Origin of the sequence: Exiguobacterium sp. A1_3_1 (assembly GCF_048985645.1) — a bacterium.
GTDB classification, from domain to species: domain Bacteria; phylum Bacillota; class Bacilli; order Exiguobacteriales; family Exiguobacteriaceae; genus Exiguobacterium_A; species Exiguobacterium_A indicum.
The window spans coordinates 1-5391 of record NZ_WBYY01000203.1; the positions used below are offsets into that span (position 1 = coordinate 1).

The 5391-nt window shown below is 46.1% G+C and carries 8 protein-coding genes; 1 reads left to right on the top strand and 7 read right to left on the bottom strand.

The features are described 5' to 3' along the window. Positions 1–297: 297 nt before the first annotated feature. On the top strand, positions 298–648 hold the full coding sequence (locus F8N00_RS15985) for a YugN family protein (protein WP_023468821.1): 351 nt from the start codon (positions 298–300) through the stop codon (positions 646–648). Between the two features lie 146 nt (positions 649–794). Here F8N00_RS15985 and F8N00_RS15990 read toward each other — a convergent pair whose 3' ends face one another. From F8N00_RS15990 to F8N00_RS16020, 7 genes are all read right to left on the bottom strand, one after another. Next, on the bottom strand, positions 795–1052 hold the full coding sequence (locus tag F8N00_RS15990; RefSeq protein WP_023468822.1) for a hypothetical protein: 258 nt from the start codon (positions 1050–1052) through the stop codon (positions 795–797). Positions 1053–1058: 6 nt separating this feature from the next. Then, positions 1059–1664 carry an SCO family protein gene (locus F8N00_RS15995; protein ID WP_421018562.1) on the bottom strand — a complete coding sequence of 202 codons (606 nt, stop codon included), beginning with the start codon at positions 1662–1664 and terminating at the stop codon, positions 1059–1061. A gap of 12 nt (positions 1665–1676) precedes the next feature. Next, a complete protein-coding gene (locus F8N00_RS16000; RefSeq protein ID WP_023468824.1) occupies positions 1677–2138 on the bottom strand; it encodes a DUF420 domain-containing protein in 462 nt (153 codons plus the stop codon). A gap of 18 nt (positions 2139–2156) precedes the next feature. Continuing rightward, positions 2157–3062: a cytochrome c oxidase assembly factor CtaG gene (gene ctaG, locus F8N00_RS16005; RefSeq protein ID WP_023468825.1), complete on the bottom strand. Its 906-nt coding sequence runs from the start codon at positions 3060–3062 to the stop codon at positions 2157–2159. Between the two features lie 131 nt (positions 3063–3193). Next, positions 3194–3523 (bottom strand): cytochrome C oxidase subunit IV family protein, encoded by a 330-nt coding sequence (locus F8N00_RS16010; RefSeq protein WP_023468826.1) that lies wholly within the window; start codon positions 3521–3523, stop codon positions 3194–3196. 1 nt (position 3524) lies between these two features. Then, positions 3525–4154, bottom strand: a complete 630-nt coding sequence (locus tag F8N00_RS16015; protein ID WP_023468827.1) for a cytochrome c oxidase subunit 3 — start codon at positions 4152–4154, stop codon at positions 3525–3527. A 1-nt stretch (position 4155) separates the two neighbouring features. After that, positions 4156–5391: cbb3-type cytochrome c oxidase subunit I (locus tag F8N00_RS16020; protein WP_421018563.1), on the bottom strand; the 1236-nt coding region annotated here is incomplete at its 5' end.

Consider the following 5391-nt stretch of genomic DNA (forward strand, 5'->3'; position numbering starts at 1 on the left):
GTGGGCTCGGAGATGTGTATAAGAGACAGATATCGATCACGCCGGTTTTGATCTCATCATCCGTGACGGACAGTGGTATGTTCTTGAGTTCAATGTCTTCTTCGGTGGAGAAGGACTGAATCATCTTGGTATCCACGCACCGGATACGATTCTTGAATATGTGGAACGAAAATATGGAAGTTCATGAATTCTTCAAAATGACTTCACATCTTTTACGTCATCGTTTCATTCATTATGGTATGATAGTTTGGAAAGACTAGTATCTACTAGCAAACTGGGGTATAGGGGGATTCAAACATGAAGTTTGAACAATATGGCATCGAAGGCAAGGAACTGAAGTTCGGTCTTCTCGAAACAATCATGGAACATCACCGCTTCGTTCGTGAAGGACAGTGGGATTACGAACGCGCGATGTACGACATGAAATATGAAAAACAATCAACAGGTGAAGTATTCTACCTGCGTGTTCCTGTCTACGCGATCCAAGGCGAGATTGAAGACCGCCATGCTGTCGTTCGTATGATGACACCACTTCTCGGTAAACACTACTATCCACACGGTGTCGAGTATGATGAGACGTTCCCTCCGGAAATCGTCAAAGACTGCGAACGTCGTTTAGCAGCATTGCTCGAAACACTCGAAAAATAAGATCCACACGTAGAGGTTCCAATGAGGAGCCTCTATTTTTTTGTTTTTCATGCCAAACAAAAAAGCTAACGACCTCGCATCATCCACGAAATCATTAGCTGTTCTGTCCACCTGATTGTTATTCTTTAATACACGCGAAATCGCTTTTAACGCGCGACGAATTGTACATAAGATACGACGTCGTCTCCGAGCTGAATCCCAAGCTGCTCGCGTACATGAAGATAAAGTGCGTGAAGTGACGTTGCCGGTGCATTGACCTTTACGCTAAATGCAATCTCTTCCCGGTCCATCCGTTTGATCCGGGAGTGATGGATTCCATAATCCTCGATCGCACAAGCAAGTAATTCCTCGATGGCTTGAATAGAGACGGTAACATCTCCTTGCATGTACTCTTCATAAGTCATCTACCTTCACTCCTTTGCTAATTGTGTGACCGAAGACATGACCTCTTCTAAGTCGACCGGTTCATCCGGTGTCTTCGCCATGGACGAAATCGCCCGTACTTTATTCTCACGGTCCAAAATGAACATTTGTGTTCCGTGTGTCACCAAGCCGCTCTCAGCCTTCGAGTAATAGAAATTCAACTGACGTGTCAAACGATCGATGACGACTGGATCTCCCGTCAATACTCTCCACCCTTTGGCATCTGCTTCAAAGTTCGAAGCATACTTTTTCAAGACTTTCGGTGTATCCACTTTTGGATCAACCGTCACTGCGACGAGTTCGACGTCACTTCCGTACAATTCTTCGCTCCGAAGCTTCTTCTCAAGCTTACGGTAATCATTTAACGTCAACGGACAAATATCAGGACAGTTCGAGTAGAAGAACGTCAACACTTTGACTTTTCCGTCTTCCGAATCGAATGATTTTCCGTCTACGGCATTCGTTAATTCAAATGGTGTCGGTTCAGCGATGACAGGTAACTTTTCTTTCATGAAGAAATAATAATATCCCCCGGCTGCCGCAACTAAGATAAGGACGACGGCAGCGACCGTCAAGTAACTATTCTTTTTCAAGTTGGCTCCCCCTTAATGACTCCAGATCGCCCGGAATACGTTCGTCGTCTCACCCGGATCGTAGACGACATATAGTAAGCAATACACGATCACACCAGTAATGGCTGTCAAAAACCAAACGATTGAGGCAACCGGTCCGATTTTACGGTGACGTGCAAAGTTCTTCTTATACGCGTGATAGAGTGCCATCAAACCGAGCACCCCACCAGATGTCGCAAGAAGAATGTGGAAGATCAAGAATCCTGTGTAGTAGGCTTTGACGGACTCTGGACCGCCAAAGGCTGTGTTACCGAGCAGAATCGTCCGCAAGGCATACATGATGAAGAATAATAAAGCGAGTGCAGCTGCAATCGTCATCACGGTTTGGTGAGCTTTCATGTTACGACGCGTTTGGGCGATCAAAAACCAGCCAATCGCTACGAAAATCGCACTGATGACAATCAGCGACACACAAATCAACGGCAAATAACTCATGTTCCAACTTCCTCCAATTTAATCCGCTTTTGGTGTGAAGGACATGCCTTCATCCACGGCAGTACTTTTTGAACGGCGCACCCATGTAAAGAAGGTCAGTCCGAAGAATAGACCATACACGAGTTCTTGACCGAGCTTCATGAGGACACCACCAAAGCGTTGGTCCTCTAATAAGTCATCTGTCGTTCCGAGCAATCGTTCCAGGTTCAATCCGCTTAAATCATTGTTCGGCATACAGTAAGCGAGTACTTTCGCGAATGTCGCCGGATCCTGATACGCTTGATACTGAAAACTTTGACTGAAGATCATGAAGGCACAGGCTGGTGTCAACAACACACCATTCGCTACGATGTAGACCATCTTCTTCAGGTCAGAAAGGCTGTCCGCCTCATTGACCGGTGCAATGATCGGATACCACATCGTCATACTCAAGAAAATCAATGTTCCGTGGAACAGACGGTGAACGGTATAGTTCGTCAAGACATAATCAAAAATAAATGGCATGTGATAGAACGTAAACAAGGCATTAAAGACGACAAGTGCAATCAGCGGCTTGATGAAGAAGCGAAGAATCCTACCAAGATACGGTGTATCGAACAAGCGCTTATAAAGCCACTCTGGTATCGCAATCAACAAGAGCGGCGGTGCGACCATATAGACGAATACCATCTGCAGCATATGTGCTGAGAACGTGATATGTGCTAGCAGGTCTAACGGACTTCCAAAACCGATGTAAAAAACGATCAATGCCGCGAGCATCGAAAACTTTTGCCCAAGCGTTGTTTCCGGCTCATCCGGACGACGCAACTTTTCTGTCACGACAGCATATAGGATATACAATCCAACGAGTATCAACGCATAATACGGACTCCATAAGACAGTCCATTCGAATTGCGAAAGTGCTCCCCTTAAATTGCCTAACATATTTTTTCACCCCGTTCCTTTCTCTTACAAACTAAGATTACCGTTCCCCTATTTCATTGTAAAGGTTTCTCATAAAACGATTCCAAAATAAAAGACCATCCTGCTAAACGTTAGCAGAATGGTCACATTTCTTACCAGATCAACAGACGAAGCGTCGCAACGATCGTCAAGGCGACGAATACACCGAGACCCATCATGACTTTGATCCATGTGTTGCCTTTGTTGTTCATATGCATGAACATGTAAAGCTGCAGGTAAACCTGAACGATTGCCATGATGATCAAGAAACCACCAGCTGCCCAGTGCGGCATGAGATCAGCCATGACAGCACCGAAAGCGATGAGCGTCAAGAAAATCATGAGTGCGAAACTGATGAGTTGCAGTTGTGTCTCACGACCACGTTCTGCTTTCATCTCAAGCTCGATTTGATTGCGCGTAAGTTGCGGTTCGTGTTTTTCCATCTTATTTCACCATCCCCATGAGGTAGACGACTGAGAAGATAAAGACCCAGACGACGTCAATGAAGTGCCAGTAAAGACTTGAAACATAGTACTTCGGCGCATTCACGACCGTGATGCCACGGTTCCAGTTCCGGATGAGCAATGTCGAGATCCAGAGAAGACCGAACAAGACGTGCGCACCGTGGAATCCGACGAGAGTGTAGAAGGCAGAACCAAATGCACTCGACGTGAACGTATGACCGATGTGGTAGTAGTGATTAAACTCATAAATCTCACCACTTAAGAATCCAAGACCGAGAAGCAATGTGATGATGAGCCAAAGCTTCATCTTTTTCACATCATTACGTTTCATTGCCATCATTGCAAGAACGCTTGTTAATGAACTCGTCAAGAGAAGCATCGTCATGATGAAGACGAGACCCATTTCAAAGATGTCATAACTGCGTAATCCTTCTTTTGCACCGGAGTTATGGAGACCGATGTATGTCCCGAAGAGAGAGGCGAACAAAGTCGTCTCTCCTCCAAGGAAGAACCAGAAGGCTACATATTTATTCTTACCCTCAAGTGTCGCTTTTTCAACATGATCCGGAATACCGGTGATCGGGTTATTCGGTACTGAATGATGACCCATCTTACTTCGCCTCCTTTTCTGCTTCAAGGCGTAGATCTTCTTCGACGACTGATTTCGGGATGTAGTATCCTTCATCGTCAATCCAAGAACGGAAGAACATCGCGATCAATGTCATCGCAAGACCAATCAAGGCAACGACGAGACCAACAGTTCCATAGTCTAGGCGAAGAATAAATCCGAGACCTGCAAGGAATAGACCGACTGACATGACGAATGGCAAGATCGTGTTATTCGGCATGTGGATATCGCCGACTTCTTCCGATACAGAAACTGTTTTGTTTCCTGCCATTTTTTCGAGCCAATACGTATCCAAACCTTTGACGAGTGGGATTTGAGCGAAGTTATACTCTGGAGTTGGAACTGGAAGTGTCCACTCAAGTGTACGTCCATCTCCCCAGACGTCGCGTTTTACATATTCTTTTGACATCAATGCTGCTGCAATCGAAATGACGAGAACGATCGTCGACACACCCATGAAGGCTGCCCCAATTGATGAAAGTAAGTTCATTGTTTCCCAGCCTTGATTTGGCAAGTACGTGAAGACACGACGTGGCATACCTGTAAGACCAAGAATATGTTGCGGGAAGAACGTCAAGTGGAAGCCGATGAAGAACAACCAGAATTGAATTTTTCCCCAGAATTCGTTGAGCTGTTTCCCGAACATAAGTGGGAACCAGTAGTAAAGACCTGCGAAGAGACCAAAGACAACCCCACCAACGATAACGTAGTGGAAGTGAGCTACTACGAAGTAACTGTCATGGTACTGGTAATCGGCAGGTGCAACAGAAAGCATGACCCCTGTCATACCACCAACAAGGAATGATGGAATGAACGCGACCGAGTAAAGCATTGCGACTGGGAACGTCAACTTACCGCCCCATAACGTAAAGAGCCAGTTGAAGATCTTGACCCCTGTCGGTACAGCAATCGCCATCGTTGCTACGGCGAAGATCGCGTTTGCGACCGGACCGAGACCAACTGTGAACATGTGGTGGACCCATACCATGAATCCGAGGAAACCGATCAACATCGTCGCAAAGACCATCGTCGTGTAACCGAAGAGACGCTTACGAGCAAATGTAGGAATGATTTCAGAGAAAATACCGAAGGCCGGTAAGATCAAGATATAAACTTCCGGGTGACCGAAGATCCAGAAGAGGTGTTCCCAGATGACGATGTTCCCGCCCGCTGCCGGGTCGAAGAAATGCGCTCCGAAGAGTCGCTCGAACGTCAAGAG

What these genes read in the sequence shown, in the direction of transcription:
- F8N00_RS15985 (WP_023468821.1), top strand. Translation starts at nt 298, where the DNA reads ATGAAGTTTGAACAATATGGCATCGAAGGCAAGGAACTGAAGTTCGGT.
- F8N00_RS16000 (WP_023468824.1), bottom strand. Translation starts at nt 2,138, where the DNA reads ATGAGTTATTTGCCGTTGATTTGTGTGTCGCTGATTGTCATCAGTGCG.
- ctaG (WP_023468825.1), bottom strand. Translation starts at nt 3,062, where the DNA reads ATGTTAGGCAATTTAAGGGGAGCACTTTCGCAATTCGAATGGACTGTC.
- F8N00_RS15990 (WP_023468822.1), bottom strand. Translation starts at nt 1,052, where the DNA reads ATGACTTATGAAGAGTACATGCAAGGAGATGTTACCGTCTCTATTCAA.
- F8N00_RS16010 (WP_023468826.1), bottom strand. Translation starts at nt 3,523, where the DNA reads ATGGAAAAACACGAACCGCAACTTACGCGCAATCAAATCGAGCTTGAG.
- F8N00_RS16015 (WP_023468827.1), bottom strand. Translation starts at nt 4,154, where the DNA reads ATGGGTCATCATTCAGTACCGAATAACCCGATCACCGGTATTCCGGAT.